The organism is Streptomyces sp. NPDC059957, from assembly GCF_042730015.1.
Taxonomy (GTDB): domain Bacteria; phylum Actinomycetota; class Actinomycetes; order Streptomycetales; family Streptomycetaceae; genus Streptomyces.
On the sequence record NZ_JBHWMB010000005.1, the window covers coordinates 189,227 to 215,130 of the forward strand.

Sequence of the window (25,904 nt, forward strand, 5' to 3'; positions counted from 1 at the left end):
GCGAACTTCTGGCAGCCAGCATGCGGACGCGCGGCAACCGGCGGGGCGCCCGAGGATGAACGGGACTGACGGCTGACTGGTCAAATTCAATACCGCTATGGAGGATCGGCCCCTGACAGGATCACTGCGTGACATCAACCGACAGCATGGGAATCCTGATCGCCGTCATGTCAGGTGTGGTGGCTGTGGCAGGCCTGGTCACCGTGGGCAAGGGCTTCAGGAGTGCCGTTGATCGAGAACGTAAGGAACTCAGCGACGAGCTATTGCCGAACTGGGACCAGGCTCCTGCAGACTCCACGCAGGAGGAGAAGGACAGTACAAACTTCACCAAGCTCCTCATTCGGTACTACGCATACGGTCTGACGCAAGCAAAGGCCACCTTCGTCGTCAGTCTGGCAGCGTCGATCGTCGGCGGTGCTGTCCTGATTACCGGCGTGATGCTCGCAATCTTCCGTGCCGATTCGAACGGTAGTCAGTACGCGTCGATCGTTGTGAGCGTTACGGGACTATTGACGGCAGCCATCGGAGCTCTATTTCACAAGCGTGCTGACTCGGCCCTACGCCACATGGAGGAGCAGACCACGTCGTTGCGCCAGGACATGCAGGCGCAACGGGATCTGGACCAAGCACTCGACCTGCTTACCAATGAGGACAATGCCCCGGTTAAGACACATCTCCGTGCTGCACTCATCCTCAAGTTGGCAGGTGCCAAGTTGCCTCAGCTGAGGAAGGTCCTCGACGATCAGAACGCTGAGGCGCGGGCGGAGGAGCCTGAAGCGTCTTCGATCTAGGGTCAAGGGGCGAGTGTCTGACGCGCAGCTCGATCATGGCCGTGGCCAGCCTCTGGCCAGAACGGTATCTGCGTGGCTGCCGCTGGGAGTGAAATCCCTGGTGGGGGCCCGAGCGAGATTCCTTATCCAAGCGGTCTTGAAAGCCGTCGTGGCGCGAGTCACCGTGGGTTCAAATCCCACACCCACCGCACCAGGCAGGGCCGCGGCCCCGCCCGGAAGGGGTGCCACCGACCAGATGGCACCCCTTCTGCGTTCGCCCAGGCGCACGCCGGCTGCCGGCGCGGTCAGTAGTCCTTGAGGGTGATGGAGTTCGCGGCCTTCTGGATCGGCTGCATGACCTTGGCCATCATCCGCTCCTTGCCCGGCAGGCGGCCCAGGAGGGAGAGGACGGTCAGCTGGATCGAGATCTGGCGCTTGGTCCGCATGACCATGTGCTTGATGTTCGAGGGGCCGAGCTTCTGGTTCTCCTCCGCGAAGCCGCGCATCTCGCGTTCGTAGGCTGCGAAGCCGGTCGCGTGGTCGCCGCCGGCCGCCGCGAGCTCGCCCGCCAGGACGTAGACGCCGACCAGGGCAAGGCTCGTGCCCTGTCCGGAGGCGGGCGAGGCGCAGTACGCGGAGTCGCCGACCAGGGCCGTGCGGCCTTTGGACCAGCGGTCCAGGCGGGCCTGGCTGAGGGAGCCGAAGGAGAAGTCCGGGGCCTCCTCCAGCGCCGCGAGGAGCCGGGGCGCCTCCCAGGCCTCGCCCGCGTACGCCTCCGCCAGCAGCTTCTTCTGCCGGGAGACGTCGTGGCGGTCGTACCCCAGCGGCTCCGAGGCGAAGAGGAACGCGCCGGTGTCCTTTGCCGTGCTGTAGGTCAGGGCCGTGCGCAGGGGAGCGACGGAAGTCAGCTCCCAGCGGTCGAGGTCGAGGTGGTTGGGGACGCTGTAGATGGAGACGTAGTAGCCCAGGTCCCGGATGAAGCGCTCCTCGGGGCCGAAGACCAGTGCCCGGGTGTTGGAGTGCAGCCCGTCGGCGCCGAGGTCGTAGAGGATCCGGTTGAGGTCGCCGCGCAGGATCTCCGCGTCGTGGCCCGCGCGGCCGCCGAAGGTGTCGCCGTCCAGCGTCGCCACCCGCTTGCCGGCCGCGTTGACGATGGAGCCGCCCTGGACGTCGGTCCGCTGCTCGCGGATCGCGTCGAGGACCCCGGCGCGGGAGACCACGTCGAGCGCGGCACCCCGGATGTCGATCTTGTAGCCGCCCTCGCGGAGGGCGGAGGCGCGCTCGACCACGGTCGGCCGGAAGCCGTGGTGGCGCAGCCAGTAGGCCAAGGCGGTGCCCGCGATGCCGGCACCCGATATCAGTACGTTTCGGTTCTGCATGGAGACCTGGTCCCCCGACCATGAGAAGAAGGTCCGTCGCGCCGTGGGTGAGCATGGTGGGCGAGATGAGCGGATGTCAACATCCGTCCGGAGATGGGGAGATGGCGATCTTCGGGCGGAGTTCCGGCCGGGTGTCACGTACAGATCCAGAGGGGTCGAATTATGCGATTAGCCCCTTTGAGTGGTGTTTGTCGGAAGAGCGGCGCGGGGCGTGGAGGCGTTCCGGTTGCGCCCGCATCATGACGAATGTATTCAGATCCGCCCGTCGGAACATTCGCGAAAAGAGGGACCCGTCATGGCTCACCGCAGCACCATCACGTCGATCTGGACCACCGTCCTCGCGGCCCTCGTGGCCCTCCTCGGCTCCCTCGGCTTCGGCGGCAAGGTCGCTCAGGCCGCCGCCACCCCGCTCTCCTCCTCGCCTTCCGCCGCCCCCGCGGCCGCCGCGGCGAACCGGCCGGCCTTCATGGCGCGGCGGACCTGGAGGGCGATGATGCGCGGTGGTTCGCTCCCGCCCACCATCAAGCAGCGCATCCGCGCCGAGGCCCACGGCAAGACCCCGTCCGTCCGCCGCTCCACCACCGCCCTGGCCGCCGGCTCCGGAGCCGAGGCCGAGTCCGGAGTGGACGCCGGCGTCCGTAGTGCCGCGCTCGCCGCAGCGGTCCGCGTCGGAGCCGCTCGCCGGGAGATGGCGCTCGCCGCGTAGCGCGCGGCACGGAGTGACGGAGTACTCGTACCGCGGCAGACGCGGGACCCGTTGACCCCGGGTTCGTTGAAGCCCAGGGCTCGTTGATCGCAGGACTCGGGATGCAAGACCCGTTGATCGCAGGACTCAGGACTCAGGACTCAGGACTCAGTGCGCGCAGGTGCAAGGTGTAGGCCCCGTGCGCGGCGCCCAGTACGCAGGACACGGCAGCACCAGTGCTCGTACCAGCACCAGTGCCAGTACCCGTACCAGTACCAGCAGCGACCCCAGTAGGCCGCAGCATGCAGGAGCAACGCAGGAGCAAGGCAGCAGAACGCGAGAGCAAGGCAACGCAGCGCAGGCGCTGGAACCCGGTCGGTCGGTGTGAGTAGGCCGCGACCGCGGATCGCGCCGTGATGGTGCCCCGGAGCGGGGCACAGTGGGCGGGCCCCGGCGAGCGCCGGGGGCGTGCGGGGGGCGTGAAGCTTGGCAGCGCAGGGCCGCAGGCCCGGGAGACGGTGGGGTTCCCGGACGGCGCGGCCCTTTTCGGCATGTCCGGGGCCGGCCGGTTTGGTGGAACGGTTCAGCCCTTGTCGGGCGGGGGTTTCAGCGGGTCTCAGGGCGCTGACCTGGGGCCCCGGGGGCGTGAATGGGGTTTATCCGATGTTGGTCATGCTTGCGGGGGAATCGAGGGCTCCGGGGTGGTTCGCCGGGGATTCGGTGGGCAACTCTGGTCTCGCGACGTCGTCACCACACGGAACGACCGAGGCGGTCGGCCAACTGCCTTGGAGTACAGCCCACTTCGGTTTTCTGGAGGATAAAGACATGGCAAGCATCCGTACCGCCCGCGTCATCGCCGCCGTCGCCGCTCTCCCCCTCGCCGTCGCCCTCTTCGGCGGGGTGGCATCGGCCGACAACGGCTCGTTCGCGAACGACGGATCGAATGCGAGCGTCGCCAGCATCATCGGCAGCGGCGTGGGTGGCAACAACCACGGCAACTCCTCCACCTCGCAGCAGGTGGCCACCGGGTCCGGCGCGTCCAATCAGAACAACACCGCGCAGGTCAACGGCTCGGCCTTCACCGCGATCGAACAGCACAACTCCAACGTCGCGGTGAATTTCTACCCCTGGTGGTAGCCGCGGCCTGAGCCGCATCGATTGCCCAGGGCGCCTGCGCGACCGGACCGGCTGGGGTCCGGTAGTGCGGGCGCCTTCGGGCGTTCTCACGGGCTGCGTCACAGCGCCCCGGGCTGCCTCGGCCTTGACATCCACCTGGAATCTGACGGACAGTCAGCTCCACTTGATGATGTGATGCCGGGAGGCCAGCGCCGTGCACCTCGCCCCGACCGAAGGCCAGTTGCGGCTCCGCGCCGAGCTGCGGGAGTACTTCGGAAACCTGCTGCCGGACGGGGTGCCCGAGGACCCCGCCGAGCAGCGCGCCCTACTGCGCCGGATAGGCGCCGACGGACTCCTCGGCCTCGGCTGGCCCGTCGAGTACGGAGGCCAGGGCCGGGGCCCCGACGAGCAGTTCGTGTTCTTCGACGAGGCCTACCGGGCCGGTGCCCCCGTCTCGATGGTCACCCTCAACACCGTCGGCCCGACCCTGATGAAGTACGGGACGCAGGAGCAGAAGGACTACTTCCTGCCCCGGATCCTCAAGGGCGAACTCGTCTTCGCCATCGGCTACTCCGAGCCCGAGGCGGGCACCGATCTCGCCTCCCTGCGCACCAGGGCCGTCCGGGACGACGTGGGCTGGCTGATCGACGGCCAGAAGATCTTCACCTCCAACGCCCAGAACGCCGACTGGATCTGGCTCGCCTGCCGCACCGACCCGGAGGCCCCCAAGCACAAGGGCATCTCCATCATCCTGGTGCCGACCGACGACCCCGGCTTCTCCTGGACCCCGATCGCCACCGTCGGCGGGCTGACCACGACCGCCACGTACTACGACTCCATCCGCGTGCCCGCCGGGAACCTCGTCGGCCCCGAGCACGGCGGCTGGGGCCTGATCACCAACCAGCTCAACCACGAACGTGTCGCCCTCGCCGCCATCGGCATGCAGGCCGAGGACTTCTACCAGGGCGCCCTCGACCACGCCCGCACCCCCGATCCGGTCACCGGCGAGCGCCCCGCGGACCGCCCCTGGATCCAGTCCCGGCTCGCCGAGGCACACGCGCGCCTCGCCGCCGTACGCCTCCTCAACTGGCGCCTGGTCCAGGACGTCGGCGCCGGCACCCTGGCCCCGGGCGACGCCAGCGGCGTGAAGTTCCTGGGCACCGAGTCCACCGTCGAGGTGTACCGGATCTGCCAGGAGGTGGTGGGGGAGGAGGCACTCATCCGGGGATCCGGACCCGCGGTCTTCGCGGGCGGCGAGCTGGAGCGGATGAACAGGGCCGCCCAGATCAACACCTTCGGGGGCGGGGTCAGCGAGGTCCAACGGGAGATCGTCGCCATGATGCGGCTCGGTATGAAGGGAAGGAAGCGATGACCGCCACGCCCGCCACCGGAGCAGTGGAAGCGGAGTCGGAAGGGGAGTCGGAGGCAGCGCGCTTCCACACTCTGCTCACGGCCTTCGAAGGGCAGCTCGCAGCCACCGCCGGCCAGGGCAAGGACGCGGTCAACGAGCCGATGATCCGCCACTGGTGCGAGGCGATGGGCGATGCCAACCCCGCCTACACCGGGCCCGACGCCATCGCCCCGCCCACCATGCTCCAGGCATGGACGATGGGCGGGCTCTCCGGACACGCCGACCGCTCCTCGGCCTACGACGAGCTCCTCACGCTGCTCGACGGCGCGGGCTGCACCTCCGTCGTCGCCACCGACTGCGAGCAGGAGTACCTGAGGCCGCTGCGCCCCGGTGACGCGATCACCTTCGACGCCGTCATCGAGTCGGTGTCCCCGCGCAAGACGACCAAGCTGGGCACCGGCCACTTCGTGACCACCCGCATGGACGTCCGCGCGAACGGCGAACTCGCCGGGACCCACCGCTTCCGGATCCTCAAGTACGTCCCGGCGGCGAAGAAGCCCACCGTCCGGGCGGCGAAGAAGCCCACCGAGCCGGGCAAGAAGCCCGCCCAGCGCCCCCGCCCCGTGATCAACCGCGACAACCAGGGCTTCTGGGACGGCGTCCGCGATCACAAGCTCCTGATCCAGCGCTGCACCGCCTGCGCGACGCTCCGCTTCCCCTGGCTGCCCGGCTGCAACACGTGCGGGAGCCCGGACTGGGACACGGTCGAGGCGTCCGGCGCCGGCACGGTGTTCTCGTACGTGGTCATGCACCATCCGCCCTTCCCCGCCTTCGACCCGCCCTACGCGGTGGCCCTCGTCGAACTCGCCGAAGGGGTCCGCATGGTCAGCAACATCACCGGAATCCCGTACGACAAGGTCCGCATCGGGCTGCCCGTGCGCCTGGAGTTTCTGCGCGTGGACGAGGAACTGGAACTGCCCGTCTTCCGGGGGAGCGAAGCCTGATGGACTTCCACCCCACCGAGGAGCAGGCCGCCGCGGCCGGACTCGCCGCCCAGATCTTCGGAGACCTCGCCACCCACGACCGCCTCGGCGCCGCCGGCACCGGCAGCGACGCCGAGCTGTGGAAGGCCCTCACCGCTGCCGGGCTGACCGCCGCCGTCGAGGACATAGGGCTGCTCGGCCTGGTGCTCCTGCTGGAGGAACAGGGCCGCACGACCGCGCAGGTCCCGTACGCCGCCACGTGCGTGTACGGGATCCTCGCCCTGACCCGGCACGGCACCGACGAACAGCGTGCCCGGCTGCTCCCCGCGCTCGGCTCCGGCGACGCGGTGGCCACCGGAGCCTTCCCGAACCGGGGCCGGATCACCGCTTCGCCGGACGGCCTGCTCACCGGCAGCGCCCCCGCCGTGCCCTGGCTCCGCGAGGCCACGCACGTCCTGGTCCCGGACCGGACGGGAGCCCTGTGGCTCGTACGGACGGACGCGCCCGGGGTGCGTACGGAGCCGGTGGAGACCACCGCTCCCTGGTCGGCCGGAGTCCTGACGCTGACCGCCGCCGAGGCGGAACGGGTCGGCGGGGAGGGCGCCTGCGCGGACGTACTGGCCGTCGCCCGGACCGCCTTCGCCGGCCTCCAGGCGGGGGTCTGCGCGGGTTCGCTGGCCCGCGCCGTGGAGTACACCTCCACCCGTGAGCAGTTCGGCCGGCCGCTCTCCACCAACCAGGGCGTCATGCTGCGCGCGGCCGACGCCTACATGGACACCGAGGCGATACGGGTCACCGCGTACGAGGCGGCCTGGCGCGTGGACGAGGGGCTCCCGGCGGGCGAACACGCGCTGACGGCGGCCTGGTGGGCCTCGGAAGCGGGCAAACGGGTCGTCCACGCGGGCCAGCACCTGCACGGCGGCATGGGAGCCGACCTCGACCACCCGGTCCACCGGCACTTCCTGTGGGGACGCCAGCTCGACGCGTACCTGGGCTGCGGCAGCGAACTGCTGGCCGAGCTCGGCGCGGTCCTGTCCGAAGACACGTCCGAGGGGGACGAGGCATGAACATCGGCGACACACTGCCGCCGCTGGAGATACCGGTCAGCCGCACCCTGATCGTCGCGGGCGCGATCGCCTCCCGCGACTACCAGGACGTGCACCACGACGCGGTGCTCGCGCGGGAGAAGGGCTCCCCGGACGTCTTCATGAACATCCTGACGACCAACGGCCTGGTCGGCCGGTACATCACCGACCGCCTCGGCCCGCGCGCGGTCCTGCGCAAGGTCGCGATCCGCCTGGGTGCCCCGAACTACCCCGGCGACACCATGACGCTGACCGGCACCGTCACCGCCCTCGACGGGGACACCGCCGAGATCCGCGTGGTCGGCGCCAACGGCATCGGCCACCACGTCACGGGCACCGTCACCGTCACGCTGGACACCACGCCGGACGGCCCCGGCACCCCTGGCACCCTCGGCACCCCGGAGGGCACGGCATGAGCGTCCGTACCCGTGACCAACTCGGCGGCCGTGCCGCCATCGCCGGCATCGGCGCGACCGAGTTCTCCAAGGACTCCGGCCGCAGTGAGCTCAAGCTGGCCGTCGAAGCCGTGCACGCGGCCCTCGACGACGCCGGGCTCACCCCCGCCGACGTGGACGGCATGGTCACCTTCACGATGGACACGAGCCCCGAGATCACCGTCGCCCAGGCGGCCGGCATCGGGGACCTCTCCTTCTTCTCCCGCATCCACTACGGCGGCGGGGCCGCCTGTGCCACCGTCCAGCAGGCCGCCCTCGCCGTCGCCACCGGGGTCGCGGAGGTGGTGGTCTGCTACCGCGCCTTCAATGAACGCTCCGGCCGCCGCTTCGGCTCCGGCGTCCAGCAGCGCGAGCCCTCGGCCGAGGGCGCGGCGCTCGGCTGGTCGCTGCCCTGGGGGCTGCTCACCCCGGCCTCCTGGGTGGCCATGACGGCCCAGCGCTACCTGCACGCCTACAACCTGACCCCGGAGGCCTTCGGCCACGTCGCGGTCACCGACCGCCGGCACGCCGCGAACAATCCGGCCGCCTACTTCTACGGCAAGCCCATCACCCTCGCCGACCACGCCGCCTCGCGCTGGATCGTCGAGCCGCTGCGGCTGCTCGACTGCTGCCAGGAGACGGACGGCGGCCAGGCCATCGTCGTCACCACCGCCGAGCGGGCCCGTGACCTGCGGCAGAAGCCCGCCGTGATCACGGCGGCGGCGCAGGGTGCGGGCCGCCGCCAGGAGGCCATGTCCTCCTTCTACCGGGACGGCCTCACGGGGCTGCCGGAGATGGGCGTGGTCGCCCGGCAGCTGTGGCGGACCAGTGGACTGCGGCCCTCGGACATCGACGTCGGCATCCTCTACGACCACTTCACGCCCTTCGTGCTGATGCAGCTGGAGGAGTTCGGCTTCTGCGCACCGGGGGAGGCGGCCGATTTCGTGGCCGCGGACGCGCTGCCGCTCAACACCCATGGAGGCCAGCTCGGGGAGGCGTACCTGCACGGCATGAACGGCATCGCCGAGGCGGTCCGCCAGCTGCGCGGAACCTCCGTCAACCAGGTCTCCGGCGCCGCCCACGCCCTGGTCACAGCCGGTACCGGGGTCCCGACCTCCGGCCTGATCCTGGGCGCGGACGGCTGACCAAGCCCGCCGTTCCCCTCCGGGTGGAAGCCCCGCCTCCTCCACCTTCAGGAGGTGGGGCGGGCCCCACCCCTACAACCTGAGGGGGATCCCGCTTCGGCACCTACGGCCGATCCGGTGGGGCCGCGCCGCTTCTAGCGTGGGGGCATGACCACGCCTGTGTGCACGTTCGCCTCGAATCCGACGCCGTACCCGTCGTTCTCGGCGTACGTCCGGACCCGCGGCACGGTCCTGATGCGCACCGCGCGCTCGCTCACCGCCAACCCCTGCGACGCCGAGGACCTCCTCCAGACGGCCCTGGCCAAGACCTATGTCGCGTGGGACCGCATCGAGGACCACCGCGCCCTGGACGGCTACGTCCGCCGGGCCCTGGTCAACACCCGCACCAGCCAGTGGCGCAAGCGCAAGGTCGACGAGTTCATCTGCGACGAGCTGCCCGAGGCCGACGAACCGCCGGCCGCCGACCCGGCCGAGGCACAGGCACTGCGCGACGCGATGTGGCGTGCCGTGACCCGGCTGCCCGACCGGCAGCGGGCGATGGTCGTACTGCGCTACTACGAGGACCTGAGCGAGGCCCAGACCGCCGAGCTGCTCGGAGTCTCCGTGGGCACCGTCAAGAGCGCCGTCTCCCGGGCGCTGGTCAAGCTCCGCGAGGACCCGGAACTGACACCCGTCCGCTGAGTCGAGGTGCGCCCGGCCCCACCCGCCCGATGTTTCACGTGAAACATCGGGCCCCGTTTTCTACTCTTGGGTAGTGACAGACCGACCGGTACGTGCGCAGAATCGCAGCATCCGTAGCCGCCGCAGCGCCGCAGCGCCCACCGGGAGGACGCTTTGCTGAGCACCATGCAGGACGTACCACTCCTCGTCACCCGCATACTGCAGCACGGGATGACGATCCACGGGAAGTCCCAGGTCACGACCTGGACCGGAGAGGCCGAGCCGCACCGCCGCAGCTTCGCCGAGATCGGGACCCGTGCCACGCGCCTGGCCAACGCCCTGCGCGACGAGTTGGGCGTCCAGCAGGACGACCGCGTCGCGACCTTGATGTGGAACAACGCCGAGCACGTCGAGGCGTACTTCGCGATCCCCTCCATGGGGGCCGTCCTGCACACGCTGAACCTGCGGCTCCCTCCCGAGCAGCTGGTCTTCATCGTCAACCACGCGGTCGACAAGGTGGTCCTGGTCAACGGCACCCTGCTGCCGTTGCTCGTCCCGCTCCTGCCGCACCTGCCGACCATCGAGCACGTCGTGGTCGCCGGCATCGGCGACCGCTCCGCCCTGGAGGGCCTCGGCGTGCGCGTGCACGAGTACGAGGAGCTCCTGGCGGGCCGCCCGGACACCTACGACTGGCCCGAGCTGGACGAGCGCCAGGCCGCGGCCATGTGCTACACCTCCGGCACCACGGGCGACCCCAAGGGCGTCATCTACTCCCACCGCTCGATCTACCTGCACTCGATGCAGGTCAACATGGCCGAGTCGATGGGCCTGACCGACAAGGACACCTCCCTCGTCGTCGTCCCGCAGTTCCACGTCAACGCCTGGGGCCTGCCGCACGCCACCTTCATGACCGGCATCAGCATGCTGATGCCGGACCGCTTCCTGCAGCCCGCCCCGCTCGCCGACATGATCGAGCGGGAGAAGCCCACGCACGCCGCGGCCGTCCCCACCCTCTGGCAGGGGCTGCTCGCCGAGGTCACCGCCAACCCGCGCGACCTGACCTCGATGAAGCAGGTCACCATCGGCGGCGCCGCCTGTCCGCCCGCCCTGATGGAGGCCTACGACAAGCTCGGCGTGCGCCTCAACCACGCCTGGGGGATGACCGAGACCTCCCCGCTGGGCACCATGGCCCACCCGCCGGCCGGTCTGACCCCCGAGGAGGAGTGGCCGTACCGCATCACCCAGGGCCGCTTCCCCGCGGGCGTCGAGGCCCGCCTGGTCGGCCCCGGCGGCGACATCCTGCCCTGGGACGGCGAGTCGGCGGGCGAGCTGGAGGTCCGCGGCAGCTGGATCGCGGGCGCCTACTACGGCGGCGCGTCCGGCGAACCGATCCGCCCCGAGGACAAGTTCAGCGCGGACGGCTGGCTCAAGACCGGAGACGTCGGCGTGATCAGCCCCGACGGCTACCTCAGCCTCACCGACCGCGCCAAGGACGTCATCAAGTCCGGCGGGGAGTGGATCTCCAGCGTGGAGCTGGAGAACGCGCTGATGGCCCACCCGGAGGTCGCCGAGGCGGCGGTCGTCGCCGTCCCCGACGAGAAGTGGGACGAGCGCCCGCTGGCCACGGTGGTCCTGAAGGAGGGGGCCACCGTGGATTACGCGGGACTGCGCGCCTTCCTCGGCCAGTCGATCCCCAAGTGGCAGCTGCCGGAGCGCTGGGCGATCGTGGAGGCCGTTCCGAAGACGAGCGTCGGCAAGTTCGACAAGAAGGTGATCCGCAAGCAGTACGCGGAAGGCACCCTCGACGTCACCAAGCTCGACTGAGCCCCACCGGGCCACTGCCCACCGGGGCTACTGGCCGCGGGTGAGCCAGGGCCGCAGCAGCTTGCTGATCGCGGGCATGGCCACGTAGGTCATCAGGGTGCTGAAGACGACGGCGAACGCGGCCGTCCGGAGCACGAAGTTCAGATTCACCAGGTACGGCCCGAGCAGCGCGTTGCCCGCGAGCGAGATCGGGAAGATGGCCAGCCCCGAGCTGATCGCCATCTTCCACCGCGGCGGCGCGGGCCGGGCCGTACCCGGCTTCGCGAACCAGGTCTCCATGCCGTGCAGTTCGCGCCGGGCTATCTCGGTGTGGTGGTGCCCGAGACAGTTCGAGAACCAGGCGGCGCGCTCGGCCGAGTCCTGCCACCGCTGGAAGGCCGCCTGGTTGCGGAACCGGTGCACCAGGAACCAGGGCCCGCCGTCCACGGCCGGGCGGAACAGCCCGTACCCCAGGTGGTCGGGGAAGGCCGAGGCCGTCTCCAGGATCCCGTGGGCCCAGGCCTCGAAGTTCTCCTCGTGGCCCGGGTCGACCTGTCGCGCGATGAGCAGGCTGACCTCCCCGTTGTCGGCGGGGACGGTCTGCTCGCTCGTGTCGGTGATGGCCATGCGGCCAGAATGACTAGTTGGTGCCGATCTTGGCCAGCAGGTCCACGATGCGGCCCTGTACGTCGGCCGAGGTGGACCGCTCGGCGAGGAACAGCACGCTCTCGCCCGAGGCCAGCCGCGGCAGTTCGGCCGGCTCGATCCCGGTCGCCGTGTAGACGACCAGCGGGGTGTGGTTCAACTGCCCGTTGGCGCGCAGCCAGTCCACGATCCCGGCCCGGCGGCGGCGCACCTGCATCAGGTCCATCACCACCAGGTTCGGCCGCATCCGGGTCGCCAGCTCCACGGCGTCCGTATCGGCGTCGGCCCGCGCGACCTGCATGCCGCGCCGCTCCAGGGCGGCGGTCAGCGCGGTCGCGATCTCGTCGTGCTCCTCGATCAGCAGCACCCGGGAGGGGTGCTGCTCGCTGTCGCGCGGTGCGAGCGCCTTGAGGAGCACGGCCGGATCGGCGCCGTACGCGGCCTCGCGCGTGGCGTGCCCCAGCCCGGCCGTCACCAGTACGGGCACCTCGGCGGCCACCGCGGCCTGGCGCAGGGACTGCAGGGCGGTCCGGGTGATCGGTCCGGTCAGCGGGTCCACGAACAGCGCGGCGGGGAACGCGGCGATCTGTGCGTCCACCTCCTCGCGGGAGTGCACGATCACCGGGCGGTAGCCGCGGTCGCTGAGCGCGGCCTGCGTCTGCGCATCGGGAGCCGGCCACACCAGGAGCCGGCGCGGGTTGTCCAGCGGCTCGGGCGGCAGCTCGTCGTCCACGGGACGGGGCACGGTCCGGTTGACCACCTCGACGGCGCCACCGGGCCCGTCGAGCGGCTCGGGGCCCTCGGCGGACCCCGCCTCGGGGGCTCCTATGGCGAACGCCCGGCCCTCGGGCGCGGGCTCCGCGAGCCGGCGCCGCCGGCCGGAGCCGTTGGTGTCGGTGGAGGAGCCGCCCTGGCCGAGGCTGCCCAGCGCGCGGACGCTGATCGGCGCCCCGGCGGCCTCCGCGGGAGTGTCCTGCGGCTGCCGGGCTCCGGGTACGGCGATCAGCCCGCTGCCGTCCGAGTCCTCGGGGGCGGTACGGGCCGCCGGAACCGGCCAGGCCGGGGTGGCGGGCAGCGCACGCCGCCGCCCGGTGGGATGCGTCTCGGAGGCTACGGGGCCCTGCGCGCCGCTGTCCGGCTGCCCGGCGGCGGCTTCGGCGCCCTCGGAGTCGGTGCCGGGCGCGCCCAGCACCCGGCGCCCGCGCCGCCCGCCCGCGGCCTCGGCGTCGGCCTCGGCGGGGGCCTGCGGCGGCTGCGGAGCCGGCGTGGGCCCGGCAGGCAGCGCGAAGCCGCCCTCGGGGGCGATGGGCCGTACGGGAGCGGCAGCGGGGGAGGGCGGAGGTACGGGCATCGGAGTGGCCGGCGGAGCAGGCATCGGGGTGGGCGTCGGCCCGAGACCGGTCGCCGGCACCGGGCCGCCCGGCTGCGCCGGTCCCGCCGCGCCCAGGGCACGCCGCCGCCCGGCGGGGTGCTCCGTCAGCGGAACGGGGAGCCCCGGGAACGGCGGCACCGGCGCGGGAGCCACCGGCACGGGCGGGAGCGCGGGCATGGCGGTCCCCTGCGGGGGCACGGGCCGCCCGGGACCGCCCGGGCGGTCGTTGCCGCCACCGGACTCGCCGCCGCTGCCGTCACTGCCGTCGCCGTTCTGGCCGCGGCGCCGCCCCGTACCGCTGCCACCACCCAGGCCCGCCGGGTTCACGGGGGACTGGGCGAGCTCGGCGGGAGCGCCGTCGCCGGGCCGGGCGACCGCCCCGGCCTCACCGCCCCGGCGCCTGCCGGACGGCAGCGCGAGCGCGCTCCCGCCGTCGGAGTCCTGGCCCGCTTTCGCCATGCCGGTGCCGGTGCCGGCGCCCGTGTCGGCGGCGTCGTCGTCGAGGAACGCGTCCACACCGCGCCGGGCACGCCGGCCGCCGGAGACCTGCCCCGGGCCGCCCTCGGTCCCGGGCGCGGCCGGCGGAGGCTCCACCGGCTCGGGCAGGGTGACCGTCCCGGCTCCCGCACCCAGCGGCAGCTCCAGTACGTACGCCCCGCCGGGAGCGCCCGGCACCTCCACCGTCTGCAGCACACCGCCGTGCGCCTCCACGATGCCCCGCACGATCGGCTCGTGCACCGGGTTGCCGCCCTCGTACGGGCCGCGCACCTCGATCCGTACGACCTCGCCGCGCTGCGCGGCGGCCACCACGATCGTCGAGTCCATGTACCCGCTGCCCTGGCGGGTCTTGCCCGTGGCGTCCACCCCGGCGACGTCCGCGACCAGGTGCGCGAGGGCGGTCGCGATCCGCTCCGCGTCCACCTCGGCCTCGATGGTCGGGGCGTGCACGGCGAACTGCGCGCGCCCGGGGCCGATGAGCTCGACCGCGCCGTCGACACCGGCCGCGACGACCCCGTCGATCAGCACCTTCTTCTTGTCCAGCTTCTCGCCGCCCGCGTCGAGGCGCTGGAAGGAGAGCACGTTGTCGACCAGCGTGGTCATCCGGGAGTAGCCGGCGGCCAGGTGGTGCAGCAGCTGGTTGGCCTCGGGCCACAGCTGTCCCGCGTCGTCGGCGGCCAGCGTGGCCAGCTCCCCGCGCAGCTCCTCCAGCGGCCCGCGCAGGGAGTCGCCGAGAACGGACAGCAGCTGGGCGTGGCGCGCGGCCAGCGCGTCGTAGGAGCGCCGGTCGGTGAAGGTCATGACGGCGCCGACGAGCTGCTCCCCGTCCCGTACGGGTGAGGTGGTCAGGTCCACGGCGACGGGCTGCCCGGCCTTGTTCCACAGCACCTGGCCGCGGACCCGGTGCTTGCGTCCGCTGCGCAGGGTGTCGGCGAGCGGGGACTCCTCGAAGGGGAACGGCGAACCGTCGGCGCGCGAGTGCTGGACCAGCCCGTGCAGTTCGCGGTTGCCCAGGTCGGTGGCGCGGTAGCCGAGGATCTGGGCGGCGGCCGGATTGACCAGCACGACCCTGCCGTCGGTGTCCGTGCCCACGACGCCCTCGGCCGCGGCGCGCAGGATCATCTCGGTCTGGCGCTGGGAGCGGGCCAGCTCGGCCTCGGTGTCCAGCGTCTGCGAGAGGTCCCGTACGACGAGCATCAGCAGCTCGTCGCCGGTGTACGAGGGCTGCGGCTCACGGTAGGCGTCACGGCCGTCGAGATGGGCTGCGGTGACCTCGACGGGGAACTCGCTGCCGTCGGTGCGGCGCGCCACCATCCGTTTCGGGCGGGCGCGGCCGCCCTCGTCCTCGCCGGGCCGGCGCATGGAGCCGGGGATCAGCTTGGAATCGAACTCGGGCAGGAGGTCGAGCACGCCCCGGCCGACGAGCCCGGTACCGGGGCTCTCCATGACCTCGAGGGCGATCGAATTCGCGTTGACGACCGTGCCGTTGGCGTTGACGAGCAACAGCGCGTCCGGAAGAGCGTCGAGTATTGCTGCGAGGCGAGCAGCGCCTCGGGATGGCCTGCTGCTCACGACGAGCTTCCTCCCTGACCACAACTACCGGCATGTCACGGGAGGAGTCTATGCGCACGGGCTCCCGGCGAGGGGGCGGATGCCCGGCGCATTTCGCCCGACCGGCGCATCCTCCCAGGTCAGGCGCGCCCACGTGGAAGCACGGGTTCCAAGTCGTTCCACCTGCGGATCTCGCATCCGTTCGTCCGGCGGAACCGGGACTCCACCCTTTGGCCGTGCCAGGTTCCGGTGATCCGGGCGGTGGCGCGGCCGCCGTCCTGCATGGTGCACAGCTGATTCTTGGGCTCCGGGGCGAAGGGATCCTTCCCCTCGCGCGCGAGGGCTTCGAGGCGGGCGCAGGCGTCCTCGGCCCTGGGGTGGTTCCCGCCGGGCGGGTCGCACTCCAGCCGGTACTCGCCGTCGGCCAGCGGGTTGCCCGTGTCGGCCACGACGATCGCGAGCCGGTCGGGGGCCGGGGCCGGGGCGGGGGCGGGGGCGGAAAGCAGCCGGCCGAGCGGTGGCAGCGGGGGCAGCGGGCCCGCCGCCCCTGCGGCCAGAGCGGAGGCGACGGCGAAAGCGGCGAGACGCAGCATGGGGAACTCCAGGTCGTCCGTACGTCGTACGACAGACCAACGACGAGGCGGCGCCGACGTTCCGCACGCGAGGGTGCTTAAGGCTTTGCTCTGCGGGCCGCCCTCCTTGTACCGTGGGAGCGGATTGGTGACCGGCCCCTGGCCTGTGTCATCATCTGCACGCACCTTCGTACGCGAGGGTGTGCTGGAGGCGTCGCCTAGTCCGGTCTATGGCGCCGCACTGCTAATGCGGTTTGGGGTTTACGCCCCATCGAGGGTTCAAATCCCTCCGCCTCCGCACTTCACGAAGCCCCGGTCCTTGCGGACCGGGGCTTCGGTGCGTTCGGGGTCCGGGAGGTTGCGGGATCTGCCCGGGATCTGCCCGCGCGGACGCGTGCGGGGGACGCCACGGCACCCAACTGGATGATCTTCTTCCGAGGCGTTTCCGCAGGTCGGAGCGGGTGGGGCTAATGGATTTCGCGTCCCGGCGAGGTCCATGTATTGTTGTTCTCGCAAGGCCAACGGGGCGCAAAACCCCGGCCAGCCAAGCACTCGTAGCTTAACGGATAGAGCATCTGACTACGGATCAGAAGGTTGCAGGTTCGAATCCTGCCGAGTGCACAGCCCAAGAGGCCCCCCGGTTCACCGGGGGGCCTCTTGCGTTCCCCCCTCCGCCTCCCCCGCTCTCCCTCCTCCTCAGTGATGAGGCCTGGCTCCGGGGAGCCACGGGGTGAGATGGCTCTGCCGGGGGACGCGGGGTGACGGGCGGCCCGGATACGTTTTCTTGGAGATCGACTCGCCGGGAAACACCGCCGGGAAAGCAGGGGGAGCTCACATGGGACTGTTCGGGAACGCGCACGCAGTGGATCCGGCGTCGGCACACCGCGAGTACGCGCGGCTGCTGGGGCAGGGGGAGCAGGTGCACGCCGCCTATCTGCTCATCCGCGACACGATCCTGTTCACCGACCGGAGGCTTGTGCTCATCGACAAGCAGGGGCTCACCGGGAAGAAGGTGGAGTACCACTCGATTCCGTACCGGAGCATCACGCACTTCTCCGTGGAGACCGCCGGCCACTTCGACCTGGACGCGGAGCTGAAGATATGGCTTTCCGGGAGCTCGGCGCCGATAGCGAAGACCTTCACCAAGGGCGTCGACATCTATGAGGTCCAGGCGATCCTGACGCAGTTCGTCGCCCGCTAGCCGGGCCGGGGAGGAGAGGGGCGGGCCGAGCCCCGTTCGGTCGCGGGGGTGAATTCAGGATCGGGTAGCGTCTCGGCGGGGGCTTGCAGGGACGCGGGAGGAAGTGCGGTGGACGACATCGACCGGGCGCTGATCCAGCGCCGCCGGAAGGACGCGGGCCGGCCGTACGCGGCGCCGGCGGCCTTCGTCGTCCTGGAGACCCTCCTCGAGCGACCGCTTCCCCTGTGACCTGGTGGTGCACCGGCCTCCGGTGGAACGACGGCCGGCCCGCCATGGGCTGGTACGGGCGGGGACCGGGACGGGGAGAGCGCACCAGCCTCCTCGCGTACGGGCAGCCGCTCGCCTTCGCCGCCCGGGGAGAGCGCCACTGCCTCGGCATCCGGCGGGCCGGACGGCGGACGCCGTGCCCGACCGGGCGGACCGTGCCCGGCCGGGCCGGGAACGCCCAGTGCCCCGAGTGCGCCGGCCTGGACCGTTCCTTCTCGGTGGCGGCCGACACCAACGCCGGCGATCCGCGTACCTACCGGGTGTACCTCGCCTGGTTCGGGGCCGGGCTGGTCAAGGTGGGCATCACCGCCGAGGAGCGCGGGTCCGTCCGGCTGCTGGAGCAAGGGGCGGTGGCCTGGGCCTGGCTGGGGCGCGGGCCGCTGATGGCCACCCGCCGGACCGAGGAGCTGCTGCGGGCCGCCCTCGGAGTGCCCGACCGGATCGCCTATGCCCGTAAGCGGTCCGTGCGGGGAGAAGTGCCGCCGGGACCCGAGCGGGCGGCGGAGGTCGCGGCCCTGCACGCACGGGCGGCCGCGCTGGAGGGGTGGCCGGAGTCGCTGGAGAGGCTGGAGTGCGAGGTGACCGACCACGCAGGGGCGTTCGGGCTCGACGCCCTGCCCGCCCCTGCCCGGGTGATCACCGAGATGGTGCCCGGCGGAACCGTCTCCGGCCGGCTCCTCGGGGCGGCCGGGCCGGATCTGCACTTCGCCGACGGACTGGTGGTGGACACCCGGCTGCTCGCGGGGTGGGAGCTGGTGGCACCCGGGGAGGACGATGTCGCCGATGTGCCCGTGCTGGGGATCCCGAGTGCCGGGAGGGACACCGCCGCCGCCCAGGACGGGCTGTTCTGACCCGACCGGGTGCGTGGCGGGACAAGGTCAAAACTTGGATCCCTTTGGCCGTCCGGGCCGTTTTCCGGTGGACATGCCAGGGACCGGCCGCAGAGGGTGGTGGGCATGACCATCAAGCCCGTACAGGCCTTCGAACCGCCCTATGTCATCAGTGTGTTCACCAGCGTCCGGACCCCCGAGGACAGTGGATACCCCGAGACGCTCGACCGGATGACCGAGCTCGTCAGCGGCAACCCGGGTTTCCTCGGCTACGAGTCCGCGCGGACGCCCGGCGGGCTCGGCATCACCGTGGCCTACTTCCGTGACCACGAGTCCCTCGCACTCTGGCGCCAGGAGATGGAGCACCAGGCGGCGATGAAGCAGGGCCGCGCCGACTGGTACGAGAGCTACACGCTGCACATCGCGACGGTCGAGCGGAGCCACGGCTTTGTCCGCGAAGACGGCTGAGGCCGTCCGGGCGTTCCGGGAACGGCTCGGGGTGCCCGGGCTGGTCGACGTACACACCCACTTCATGCCCGAGCGGGTGCTGGACAAGGTGTGGGACTACTTCGACGCGGTCGGACCCCTGACCGGCGTCGAATGGCTCATCACCTACCGGCACGAGGAGGAGCAGCGGGTCGCGCTGCTCCGGGAGTTCGGGGTCCGGGCCTTCACCGCCATGCTCTACCCCCACAAGCCGGCCATGGCGGCCTGGCTCAACTCCTGGTCCGCCGATTTCGCAGCCCGTACCCCCGACTGCCTGCACACCGCGACCTTCTTCCCGGAGGACGGGGTGCGGGAGTACGTCGGTCAGGCCGTCGCGGCGGGGGCCCGGGTCTTCAAGGCCCACCTCCAGGTAGGCGGGTACGACCCCACCGACGACCGGCTCGACCCGGTCTGGGGGATCCTCGCCGAGGCCGGGATCCCGACGGTCGTGCACTGTGGTTCGGGGCCCGTCCCGGGGAAGCACACCGGACCCGAGCCGATCGCCCGGCTGCTGGCCCGCCACCCCAGGCTGCCGCTGATCGTCGCGCACATGGGGATGCCGGAGTACGCCGATTTCCTCGACCTCGCCGACCGGTACTCCGAGGTCCGCCTCGACACCACGATGGCCTTCACCGACTTCTCGGAGCAGTTCAGCGGCTTCCCGCCGCAGGACCGCGGCCGGCTCGCCGACCTCGGCGACCGGATCCTGCTGGGCACCGACTTCCCGAACATCCCCTACCCCTACGAGCACCAGCTCGAAGCCCTCGAACGGCTCGGCCTCGGCGACGCCTGGCTGCGCGCCGTCTGCCACGACAACGGTGCCCGGCTCTTCCACCTGGCCTGAGGGGCGGGAGGGGTTTCTCAGGGAATTCACAGGTTCACGCAAGAGCGCTCTCAGGGGCGGCGGCCAGCGTGTACGCATGACTGCGACGACCACATCCCACGCGTCCACGTCCACCGGCAACCACACGGCCCTCGTGCGGCCCGACGGCAGCCCGTGCCGGGTCCTCGTCGTCGACGACGAGGCCGCCCTCTCCGAGCTGCTCTCGATGGCCCTGCGCTACGAGGGCTGCGAGGTCCGCAGCGCGGGTGACGGTGCGGGCGCGGTGCGCGCGGCACGGGAGTTCCGGCCCGACGTCGTCCTGCTCGACATCATGCTCCCCGACATGGACGGGCTGGCCGTCCTGGGCCGCCTGCGGCGGGAGCTCCCGCACGTCCCGGTGCTGTTCCTGACCGCGAAGGACTCCGTCGAGGACCGCATCGCCGGTCTGACGGCGGGCGGCGACGACTACGTCACCAAGCCCTTCAGCCTGGAGGAGGTCGTCGCCCGGCTGCGCGGCCTGGTCCGGCGCTCCGGTGCGGCGCAGGCCGCGCGCGGCGGATCGGTGCTGGAGGTCGGTGACCTGCGCCTCGACGAGGACAGCCACGAGGTGATCCGGGGCGGTCAGGACGTCCACCTGACCGCGACCGAGTTCGAGCTGCTGCGCTACCTGATGCGCAACCCGCGCCGGGTACTGAGCAAGGCGCAGATCCTGGACCGCGTGTGGTCGTACGACTTCGGCGGTCAGGCCAACGTCGTCGAGCTGTACATCTCCTACCTGCGGCGCAAGCTCGAGAGCGGAACCGGCCTCCCGCCGATGATCCACACCCGCCGTGGCGCCGGCTACCTGATCAAGCCGGCCGACTAGTGGCAGCCGGCGAGCCCAGGCCGGCCGGCCGTGCGCGCGAGGCGGCCGAACCGGGAGCCGGGGACGTACGAGCACCCGCGCGCACCCGCCGTCCCCGCAGGCCGGGCCGCCCCGGGCGCCCCTCCGGCCCCCGCCGCCCCCGCCAGAGCCGGCGGCCCTGGTCGCTGCGGACCCGGCTCGTCGTCTCGGCGGTGGCCCTCATCGCCGTCGTCGGCGCGGCCATCAGCACCGTCACCACCGTCGCACTGCGCTCGTACCTGGTCGACAAGGTCGACGAACAGCTGCGCGTCTCCGTCCAGATGGCGAGCCGCCCCAGCCCGGGCAAGTTCCCCCGGGAGAACAACCTCAACGTCGTCACGGGGCCCGGATCTCCGCTCGGTGCCGTCGGCGTCCGCCTCGACAGCGCGGGGAAGACCGTCGAGAGCGTCCGCAGCGAACGCAGTGCGGCCGTCGGCGGATCCGGCTCCGGGTCTGCCGGCCGCCCGCCCCTCACCCCGGCCCAGGCCTCCGTCCTCGCCGGGGCCGCACGCAAGGCCGCCGACGGGCGCCCCGGCGACCCGGTCGAACTGCAGCTGCCCGGCCTCGGCGGCTACCGGGTGCTGACCGCGCCCGGCAGCAGCAGCGGCGGCAGTGCCGGCAGTGTCGGCGGCATCGTCATCGGATTCCCGCTCTCCGACGTCGACTCCACCGTGCACACCCTGATCGCGGTGGAGGTCTTCGTCACCCTCGCCGGACTGATCGCGGCCTCCCTCGCCGGACAGGTCCTGGTCGGTGTCGCCCTGCGCCCGCTGCGCCGGGTCGCCGCCACCGCCACCCGGGTCTCCGAACTCACCCTGCACAGCGGCGAGCCCGCCCTTCACGAGCGGGTCCCCGACGCCGAGGCCGACCCGCGTACCGAGGTCGGGCAGGTCGGCGCAGCCCTCAACCGGATGCTGGGCCACGTCTCCTCGGCCCTGACCGCACGCCAGCAGAGCGAGACCCAGGTCCGCCAGTTCGTCGCCGACGCCAGCCACGAGCTGCGCACCCCGCTGGCCTCGATCCGCGGCTATGCCGAACTGACCCGCCGGGGCCGCGAGGAGCCGGGCCCCGACACCCGGCATGCCCTGGGCCGCATCGAGTCCGAAGCCACCCGGATGACCGGTCTGGTGGAGGACCTGCTGTTGCTGGCCCGGCTCGACGCGGGTCGCCCCTTGTCCACCTGCGACACGGATCTGGCCCCGCTGGTCGTGGACGCCGTCAGTGACGCCCGGGCCGCGGGCCAGGGCCACCACTGGCGCCTGGAACTCCCGGAGGAGCCGGCGCCCGTCCACGCCGACCCGGCCCGGATCCAGCAGGTTCTGGTGAACCTGCTGGCCAACGCCCGGACGCACACCCCGCCCGGCACCACCGTCACGGCGCATGTTTCACGTGAAACATCCGCCGTCCGGCTCCGGATCGAGGACGACGGCCCCGGCATCCCGCCCGAGCTGCTGCCCCACGTCTTCGAGCGCTTCGCCCGCGGCGACGCCTCCCGCTCCCGCTCGGCGGGCTCCACCGGCCTCGGCCTGGCCATCGTGGCCGCCGTCGTCGCGGCCCACGGCGGCCACATCGGCGTCCGCAGCGCCCCCGGCCACACCTCCTTCGAGGTCCTGCTCCCCCTGGCCGACCCGGCGACCGGCGGAGCCCCCGCCGCCCCCGCGCGGCCGGACTCACAGACAGGCCACAGGGTCAGCACACAGCGGTGACAGCCCGGCCCGAGAGGGTCGGATCATGCCTACCGACACCTCTCACGGAGCGCTCCCGGTACGGGCGCCCCTCGCGCCCGAACCGGGTGAGCCCGTCCTCGACGTGGTGATCCCGGTCTTCAACGAGGAGACGGACCTCGGCCCCTGCGTGCGCAGGCTGCACGAGCACCTCACCCGGACCTTCCCGTACCCCTTCCGCATCACCATCGCCGACAACGCGAGCACCGACCGCACCCCCGAGGTCGCGGCCGCCCTCGCCGCCTCCGTGGCCGGGGTACGCAGCACCCGGCTGGAGCAGAAGGGCCGAGGCCGGGCCCTGCGCACCGTGTGGGGGGACTCGGAAGCGCCCGTCCTGGCGTACATGGACGTGGACCTCTCCACCGACCTCAACGCCCTGCTGCCGCTGGTCGCCCCGCTGATCTCCGGCCATTCCGACCTCGCCATCGGCACGCGCCTGGCCCGCTCCTCACGGGTGGTCCGAGGGGCGAAGCGGGAGTTCATCTCCCGCGCCTACAACCTGCTCCTGCGCTCCTCGCTCTCCGCCCGCTTCAGCGACGCCCAGTGCGGCTTCAAGGCGATCCGCCGCGAGGTCGCGACCCGGCTGCTGCCGCTCGTCGAGGACTCCGGCTGGTTCTTCGATACCGAGCTGCTGGTCCTCGCCGAGCGCGCCGGGCTGCGGATCCACGAGGTCCCGGTGGACTGGGTCGACGACCCCGATTCCACCGTCCACATCGCCCGCACCGCAGCCGAGGACCTCAAGGGCGTCTGGCGGGTGGGCCGGGCACTGGCGGTCGGCGCGCTCCCGCTGGACCGGCTCGCCCGCCCCTTCGGAGACGACCCGCGCGACCGCACCGCCCTGCCCGGGGTGCCGCGCGGGCTGGCCCGCCAGCTCCTGGGCTTCTGCGTGGTCGGAGCCCTGTCCACCCTCCTCTACCTGCTGCTCTACTCCGCGGCCCGGACCGCCGCCGGCCCCCAGCTCGCCAACGCCGCCGCGCTGCTGCTCTCCGCCGTCGCGAACACCGCGGCCAACCGCCGGCTCACCTTCGGCGTCCGCGGCCGGGCCCGCGCCGTGCGCCACCAGGCCCAGGGGCTCGTGGTGTTCGCCATCGGACTGGCCCTGACGAGCGGTTCGCTCGCCGCCCTCGGGGCCGCCAGCGCCACGCCGGGGCACAGCACCGAGCTGGCCGTCCTGGTCACCGCCAACCTCGCCGCCACCGTGCTGCGGTTCCTGCTCTTCCGCGCCTGGGTCTTCCCCGAGCGGCGCGCCACTCCCGCGAAGGACGACTCCTGATGACCACGGCAGCGCTACCGCTCCATCCGCCGTCCCCGGCCTCCCCGTCCCACAGGGCGACCCGGGCGCACGCCGCGCGGCCCGGCTGGGAACGCCCCGCCTTCCTCGGGCTGCTCCTGGCCACCGCCGTCCTGCTGCTCTGGGACCTGGGGGCCTCGGGCTACGCCAACTCCTTCTACTCCGCCGCCGTCCAGGCGGGCAGCGAGAGCTGGAAGGCCTTCTTCTTCGGCTCCTCCGACGCCGGAAACTCCATCACCGTCGACAAACCCCCGGCCGCGCTGTGGCCGATGATGCTGTCCGTCCGGCTCTTCGGGCTCGGTGCCTGGCAGATCCTGGTCCCGCAGGCCCTCATGGGCGTCGGCACGGCCGCCGTGCTCTACGCCTCCGTGCGCCGCCAGTTCGGCCCGGTGGCGGCCCTGATCAGCGGAGCCGTCTTCGCGCTCACGCCGGTGGCCGCGCTGATGTTCCGCTTCAACAACCCCGACGCACTGCTGACCCTGCTGATGACGGTCACCGTGTACTGCGTGCTCCGGGCCCTCGACGGGGCGCACACCAAGTGGCTGGTCTGGGCCGGGGTCGCGGTCGGCTTCGCCTTCCTGACCAAGACCCTGCAGGCCTTCGTCATCCTGCCGCCCCTCGCCCTGCTGTACGCGGTCTGCGCGCCGACCGGGCTGCGCAGGCGCCTCGGGCAGCTGCTGCTCTCCACGCTCGCGATGGTCCTGGCCGGCGGCTGGTGGGTGGCGATCGTCGAACTGTGGCCCGCCTCCTCCCGCCCGTACATCGGGGGCTCGCAGACCAACTCCTTCCTGGAACTGACCCTCGGCTACAACGGCCTCGGCCGGATCAACGGCGAGGAGACCGGCAGCGTCGGCGGTGGAGCCCGTACGGCCGCCGAGGGCATGACCGGTGGCCCCGGCGGCGGTGGCGGTGGCGGTGGCTGGGGAGAGACCGGCATCGACCGGCTGTTCTCCTCGAACATCGGCGGTCAGATCGGCTGGCTGCTGCCCGCCGCGCTGATCCTGCTCGTCGCGGGCCTCGTGGTCACCTGGCGGGCCCGCCGGGCCACCGACTCCCTGGAGGGCATGGCCCGCGCGGCCTTCCTCGCCTGGGGCGGGGCGCTGCTGATCACCGCGGTGGTCTTCAGCTTCATGCAGGGCATCTTCCACGAGTACTACACCGTCGCCCTGGCCCCCTACATCGCCGCCCTGATCGGCATGGGCATCGCCGTCCTGTGGGAGGAGCGGGGCAGCCGGGCCGCCTCCCTCACGCTCTCGGGGACCCTCGCTCTCACGTCGTACTGGGCCTTCGTGTTGCTCGGCCGCTCCGCGGAGTACGTGCCGTGGTTGCGCTGGTCGGTCCTCGCTGTCGGACTCGGCACGGCCCTGCTGCTGCCGTTCACCGCGCGGCTGGGCCGCCGCACCGCACTCGGCATTGCGGCAGTCGGCCTGGGCGTGGCCCTGGCCGGACCCCTCGCGTACTGCCTGACCACGGTGACCACCGCGCACACGGGCTCGATCGTCACGGCGGGCCCGGCGGTCGCGGGCGGCCGCGGCGGCCCCGGTGGCGGCGGGGGGATGCGCTTCGAGATGCCGGGCGGCGGCGGGATGCCCGGTGGCGGAGCCGCACCGCAGGGCATGCCTCCGGGCGGAACCGCCCAGGGCGGCCAGGCTCCCGGGGGCCAGTCCCAGGGCGGGCAGGCCCCCGGCGGTCAGGCGCAGGGCGGCCAGGCCCCCGGCGGCAACCAGACCACTGACGGCGGCCGGACAGGCCGGACCGACGGCGGCGGCCCGGGCGGAACCGGCGGAGGCATGGGCGGTGGCGGAGGCGGCGGCATGGGCGGCCTGCTCGGCGGGACGAGGACCAGCGCCGAGGCCACGGCCGCGCTGCGCGCCGACGCGGACCGGTACACGTGGGCGGCGGCGGCCATCGGCTCGCAGAACGCCGCGAGTTACCAGCTGGCTTCGCAGCAGCCGGTGATGGCCCTCGGCGGCTTCAACGGCAGCGACCCCTCTCCGACCCTGGAGCAGTTCAAGGCGTACGTGAGCGCCGGGAAGATCCACTACTTCATCGGCCAGGGCAGTACGGGAGCCGATGGCGGCGCAGCCGCCGGTGAAGCGGGCGGCGCCGCCGAGACCGGCACCGCGACCCGTGGCGGGGGCGGCCCCGGCGGGGGTGTGAGCAGCTCCATCGAGACCTGGGTCAAGGCCAACTTCAAGGCCTCCACCATCGGCGGAGCCACCTTCTACGACCTCACCGCACGCACCTCGCAGGCGTCCACGACCCCCTAGGTCGTCTCTTTCGGATCTTGCCGGGCCCGCGACGCCTGGCACCGCGCCTGGCCGCACTGCCGAGGCGACCACGTACGTCC

At 72.1% G+C, this 25,904-nt stretch carries 22 protein-coding genes and 2 tRNA genes; 20 read left to right on the forward strand and 4 right to left on the reverse strand.

Going from position 1 to position 25,904, the window contains the following annotated elements:
• Positions 1-128: 128 nt before the first annotated feature.
• Positions 129-791: a hypothetical protein gene (locus tag ACFWBW_RS05750; protein ID WP_385368696.1), complete on the forward strand. Its 663-nt coding sequence runs from the start codon at positions 129-131 to the stop codon at positions 789-791.
• 284 nt (positions 792-1,075) lie between these two features.
• On the opposite strand, the gene ACFWBW_RS05755 is transcribed toward ACFWBW_RS05750, so the two are convergent.
• Entirely contained in the window at positions 1,076-2,149 is a 1,074-nt protein-coding gene (locus tag ACFWBW_RS05755) for an FAD-dependent monooxygenase (protein WP_385368698.1), read from the reverse strand.
• A gap of 295 nt (positions 2,150-2,444) precedes the next feature.
• On the opposite strand from ACFWBW_RS05755, the gene ACFWBW_RS05760 reads away from it, so the two are divergent.
• The 9 genes from ACFWBW_RS05760 to ACFWBW_RS05800 all read left to right on the forward strand — a co-directional run bounded on the left by ACFWBW_RS05760 (position 2,445) and on the right by ACFWBW_RS05800 (position 11,432).
• Positions 2,445-2,855: a DUF6344 domain-containing protein gene (locus ACFWBW_RS05760; protein ID WP_385368700.1), complete on the forward strand. Its 411-nt coding sequence runs from the start codon at positions 2,445-2,447 to the stop codon at positions 2,853-2,855.
• Positions 2,856-3,659: 804 nt separating this feature from the next.
• Positions 3,660-3,971, forward strand: a complete 312-nt coding sequence (locus ACFWBW_RS05765; protein ID WP_243331303.1) for a hypothetical protein — start codon at positions 3,660-3,662, stop codon at positions 3,969-3,971.
• A gap of 193 nt (positions 3,972-4,164) precedes the next feature.
• Positions 4,165-5,322 carry an acyl-CoA dehydrogenase family protein gene (locus ACFWBW_RS05770; RefSeq protein WP_385368702.1) on the forward strand — a complete coding sequence of 386 codons (1,158 nt, stop codon included), beginning with the start codon at positions 4,165-4,167 and terminating at the stop codon, positions 5,320-5,322.
• Positions 5,319-6,305, forward strand: coding sequence for a bifunctional MaoC family dehydratase N-terminal/OB-fold nucleic acid binding domain-containing protein (locus ACFWBW_RS05775; protein WP_385368704.1), 987 nt, complete (start codon positions 5,319-5,321; stop codon positions 6,303-6,305). Before ACFWBW_RS05770 ends, ACFWBW_RS05775 begins: the two co-directional genes overlap by 4 nt.
• A complete protein-coding gene (locus ACFWBW_RS05780; RefSeq protein WP_385368706.1) occupies positions 6,305-7,351 on the forward strand; it encodes an acyl-CoA dehydrogenase family protein in 1,047 nt (348 codons plus the stop codon). The genes ACFWBW_RS05775 and ACFWBW_RS05780 overlap by 1 nt, the downstream gene beginning before the upstream one ends.
• Entirely contained in the window at positions 7,348-7,785 is a 438-nt protein-coding gene (locus ACFWBW_RS05785) for a MaoC family dehydratase (RefSeq protein WP_385368708.1), read from the forward strand. The genes ACFWBW_RS05780 and ACFWBW_RS05785 overlap by 4 nt, the downstream gene beginning before the upstream one ends.
• Complete coding sequence (locus ACFWBW_RS05790; protein ID WP_385368710.1) at positions 7,782-8,948, forward strand: lipid-transfer protein; 1,167 nt, start codon at positions 7,782-7,784, stop codon at positions 8,946-8,948. Before ACFWBW_RS05785 ends, ACFWBW_RS05790 begins: the two co-directional genes overlap by 4 nt.
• 147 nt (positions 8,949-9,095) lie before the next feature.
• A complete protein-coding gene (locus tag ACFWBW_RS05795) occupies positions 9,096-9,629 on the forward strand; it encodes a SigE family RNA polymerase sigma factor (RefSeq protein WP_385368712.1) in 534 nt (177 codons plus the stop codon).
• A gap of 153 nt (positions 9,630-9,782) precedes the next feature.
• The gene (locus ACFWBW_RS05800; RefSeq protein WP_385368714.1) at positions 9,783-11,432 is read left to right on the forward strand and encodes a long-chain fatty acid--CoA ligase; all 1,650 of its coding nucleotides are present in this window, start codon (positions 9,783-9,785) and stop codon (positions 11,430-11,432) included.
• A 27-nt stretch (positions 11,433-11,459) separates the two neighbouring features.
• On the opposite strand, the gene ACFWBW_RS05805 is transcribed toward ACFWBW_RS05800, so the two are convergent.
• The 3 genes from ACFWBW_RS05805 to ACFWBW_RS05815 all read right to left on the reverse strand — a co-directional run bounded on the left by ACFWBW_RS05805 (position 11,460) and on the right by ACFWBW_RS05815 (position 16,070).
• Positions 11,460-12,038 carry an antibiotic biosynthesis monooxygenase gene (locus ACFWBW_RS05805; protein ID WP_385368716.1) on the reverse strand — a complete coding sequence of 193 codons (579 nt, stop codon included), beginning with the start codon at positions 12,036-12,038 and terminating at the stop codon, positions 11,460-11,462.
• Between the two features lie 13 nt (positions 12,039-12,051).
• Entirely contained in the window at positions 12,052-15,498 is a 3,447-nt protein-coding gene (locus ACFWBW_RS05810; protein WP_385368718.1) for a PAS domain-containing protein, read from the reverse strand.
• A gap of 119 nt (positions 15,499-15,617) precedes the next feature.
• Entirely contained in the window at positions 15,618-16,070 is a 453-nt protein-coding gene (locus ACFWBW_RS05815) for an SSI family serine proteinase inhibitor (protein ID WP_385368720.1), read from the reverse strand.
• 186 nt (positions 16,071-16,256) lie between these two features.
• On the opposite strand from ACFWBW_RS05815, the gene ACFWBW_RS05820 reads away from it, so the two are divergent.
• The 10 genes from ACFWBW_RS05820 to ACFWBW_RS05865 all read left to right on the forward strand — a co-directional run bounded on the left by ACFWBW_RS05820 (position 16,257) and on the right by ACFWBW_RS05865 (position 25,824).
• A tRNA-Ser gene (locus tag ACFWBW_RS05820) sits at positions 16,257-16,347 on the forward strand.
• Between the two features lie 250 nt (positions 16,348-16,597).
• Positions 16,598-16,670: transfer RNA gene (locus tag ACFWBW_RS05825), tRNA-Arg, on the forward strand.
• 214 nt (positions 16,671-16,884) lie between these two features.
• Complete coding sequence (locus ACFWBW_RS05830) at positions 16,885-17,250, forward strand: PH domain-containing protein (RefSeq protein ID WP_254381969.1); 366 nt, start codon at positions 16,885-16,887, stop codon at positions 17,248-17,250.
• 224 nt (positions 17,251-17,474) lie between these two features.
• The gene (locus tag ACFWBW_RS05835) at positions 17,475-18,368 is read left to right on the forward strand and encodes a DUF2797 domain-containing protein (RefSeq protein WP_385368722.1); all 894 of its coding nucleotides are present in this window, start codon (positions 17,475-17,477) and stop codon (positions 18,366-18,368) included.
• 105 nt (positions 18,369-18,473) lie between these two features.
• Positions 18,474-18,815, forward strand: coding sequence for an antibiotic biosynthesis monooxygenase family protein (locus ACFWBW_RS05840; protein ID WP_385368724.1), 342 nt, complete (start codon positions 18,474-18,476; stop codon positions 18,813-18,815).
• Complete coding sequence (locus ACFWBW_RS05845) at positions 18,796-19,677, forward strand: amidohydrolase family protein (protein WP_385368726.1); 882 nt, start codon at positions 18,796-18,798, stop codon at positions 19,675-19,677. Before ACFWBW_RS05840 ends, ACFWBW_RS05845 begins: the two co-directional genes overlap by 20 nt.
• 76 nt (positions 19,678-19,753) lie before the next feature.
• Complete coding sequence (locus ACFWBW_RS05850) at positions 19,754-20,521, forward strand: response regulator transcription factor (protein WP_385368728.1); 768 nt, start codon at positions 19,754-19,756, stop codon at positions 20,519-20,521.
• Entirely contained in the window at positions 20,521-22,245 is a 1,725-nt protein-coding gene (locus tag ACFWBW_RS05855) for a sensor histidine kinase (RefSeq protein ID WP_385368730.1), read from the forward strand. Before ACFWBW_RS05850 ends, ACFWBW_RS05855 begins: the two co-directional genes overlap by 1 nt.
• A 25-nt stretch (positions 22,246-22,270) precedes the next feature.
• Entirely contained in the window at positions 22,271-23,536 is a 1,266-nt protein-coding gene (locus ACFWBW_RS05860; RefSeq protein WP_385368732.1) for a glycosyltransferase, read from the forward strand.
• On the forward strand, positions 23,536-25,824 hold the full coding sequence (locus ACFWBW_RS05865; RefSeq protein ID WP_385368734.1) for an ArnT family glycosyltransferase: 2,289 nt from the start codon (positions 23,536-23,538) through the stop codon (positions 25,822-25,824). The genes ACFWBW_RS05860 and ACFWBW_RS05865 overlap by 1 nt, the downstream gene beginning before the upstream one ends.
• The last annotated feature ends 80 nt before the right edge of the window (positions 25,825-25,904 follow it).

Bases quoted from the DNA above. Each gene is read 5' to 3' on its own strand.
- ACFWBW_RS05755 (WP_385368698.1), bottom strand. From the start codon at position 2,149: ATGCAGAACCGAAACGTACTGATATCGGGTGCCGGCATCGCGGGCACC.
- ACFWBW_RS05760 (WP_385368700.1), top strand. From the start codon at position 2,445: ATGGCTCACCGCAGCACCATCACGTCGATCTGGACCACCGTCCTCGCG.
- ACFWBW_RS05765 (WP_243331303.1), top strand. From the start codon at position 3,660: ATGGCAAGCATCCGTACCGCCCGCGTCATCGCCGCCGTCGCCGCTCTC.
- ACFWBW_RS05775 (WP_385368704.1), top strand. From the start codon at position 5,319: ATGACCGCCACGCCCGCCACCGGAGCAGTGGAAGCGGAGTCGGAAGGG.
- ACFWBW_RS05780 (WP_385368706.1), top strand. From the start codon at position 6,305: ATGGACTTCCACCCCACCGAGGAGCAGGCCGCCGCGGCCGGACTCGCC.
- ACFWBW_RS05785 (WP_385368708.1), top strand. From the start codon at position 7,348: ATGAACATCGGCGACACACTGCCGCCGCTGGAGATACCGGTCAGCCGC.
- ACFWBW_RS05790 (WP_385368710.1), top strand. From the start codon at position 7,782: ATGAGCGTCCGTACCCGTGACCAACTCGGCGGCCGTGCCGCCATCGCC.
- ACFWBW_RS05795 (WP_385368712.1), top strand. From the start codon at position 9,096: ATGACCACGCCTGTGTGCACGTTCGCCTCGAATCCGACGCCGTACCCG.
- ACFWBW_RS05805 (WP_385368716.1), bottom strand. From the start codon at position 12,038: ATGGCCATCACCGACACGAGCGAGCAGACCGTCCCCGCCGACAACGGG.
- ACFWBW_RS05815 (WP_385368720.1), bottom strand. From the start codon at position 16,070: ATGCTGCGTCTCGCCGCTTTCGCCGTCGCCTCCGCTCTGGCCGCAGGG.
- ACFWBW_RS05830 (WP_254381969.1), top strand. From the start codon at position 16,885: ATGGGACTGTTCGGGAACGCGCACGCAGTGGATCCGGCGTCGGCACAC.
- ACFWBW_RS05840 (WP_385368724.1), top strand. From the start codon at position 18,474: ATGACCATCAAGCCCGTACAGGCCTTCGAACCGCCCTATGTCATCAGT.
- ACFWBW_RS05850 (WP_385368728.1), top strand. From the start codon at position 19,754: ATGACTGCGACGACCACATCCCACGCGTCCACGTCCACCGGCAACCAC.
- ACFWBW_RS05860 (WP_385368732.1), top strand. From the start codon at position 22,271: ATGCCTACCGACACCTCTCACGGAGCGCTCCCGGTACGGGCGCCCCTC.
- ACFWBW_RS05865 (WP_385368734.1), top strand. From the start codon at position 23,536: ATGACCACGGCAGCGCTACCGCTCCATCCGCCGTCCCCGGCCTCCCCG.